This window comes from Aeromicrobium sp. PFPM2_SD2 (genome assembly GCF_057364525.1).
Genome location: NZ_JBNFNZ010000598.1, coordinates 1 through 1,225 on the forward strand (window position 1 = coordinate 1; position 1,225 = coordinate 1,225).

The 1,225-nt window shown below is 74.8% G+C and carries 1 protein-coding gene; it reads left to right on the plus strand.

Annotation, left to right across the window (positions count from 1 at the left end):
* Window positions 1–1,225: MFS transporter (locus AC2W7G_RS16710; RefSeq protein ID WP_485869430.1), on the plus strand; the 1,225-nt coding region annotated here is incomplete at both ends.

Here is a 1,225-nt window from a genome sequence, read left to right on the forward strand (position 1 = left end):
CGCGTTCGTCCGGGCCCGCCGCTTCACCCACGCGAAGGGCGCCGGCGAGAGTGGCCTGGCCCGCCTGCTGGAGCTGCACGCCTTCAACACCGCCGGCGACGCCGCCGTGGCGGTGTCGCTGGCCGGCACCCTCTTCTTCACCGTCCCGACCGACGAGGCGCACGGCGACGTCGCCCGCTTCCTGCTGCTGACGATGCTGCCGTTCGCGATCGTCGCGCCGTTGATCGGGCCGTTCCTGGACCGGTTCCGCCGGGGACGCCGCTGGGCGATCGGCGCGACCCTGGCCGTGCGGGCGTTCTGCGCCTGGGTGGCCGCCGGGGCGGTCATCACCGAGTCGACCGCCCTGTTCCCCGCCGCGCTCGGCTGCCTCGTCGCGTCCAAGGCCTACGGCGTCACGCGGGCGTCCGCCGTGCCCCGCCTGCTCCCCCGCGAGTTCACCCTCGTCAAGGCCAACTCGCGCATCTCGCTGACCGGCACCGGGGCCGCCGCGATCTCCGCACCGGTCGCGGTCGGCCTGGCGGCGATCGGGCCGCAGTGGGCGCTGCGCTACGCCTTCGCGCTGTTCGTCGTGGGCACCGTGCTGGCGGTGCTGCTGCCCCCGCGCGTGGACTCCACCGAGGGCGAGCAGGACGTCCGCGACGACGAGCCGCGCGGACGCCGACGCCGCGTGCGCATCAGCCCGGACGTCGTGACCGGCCTGCGCTGCAACGTCGGCCTGCGGTTCCTCTCGGGCTTCCTGACCATGTTCATGGCCTTCGTCCTGCGGTCGGACCCGTTCCCCGGCTGGGAGGACCGGGTCACGATCCTCATGGGCCTGGTGATCGGTGCCGCCGGGGCGGGCAGCACCCTCGGCGTGCTCCTCGGCTCGGCCCTGCGCTCACGCCGGCCGCAGACGACGGTGCTCGTCGTGCTGGCCGTGGACGTCGTCGTGGTGACGGTCGCGGCGCTGCTCTACGGGCTCGGCACCGCCGTCGCCCTCGGGCTGACGGTGGGGCTGTGCCAGTCGCTGGGCAAGCTGAGCCTGGACGCGCTGATCCAGCGCGACGTCGGCGAGGCGGTGCGCACGAGCGTGTTCGCCCGCTCCGAGACCGTGCTGCAGCTGGCCTGGGTGCTCGGCGGCTTCGCCGGTCTCGGCCTGGCCCTGCAGACGCCGCGGCTGGGTCTGGGCGTCGTCGCCGCGCTGCTCGTGGGCTGGCTGGTCCTCGTGCTCTGGCGGCTGAGCCAG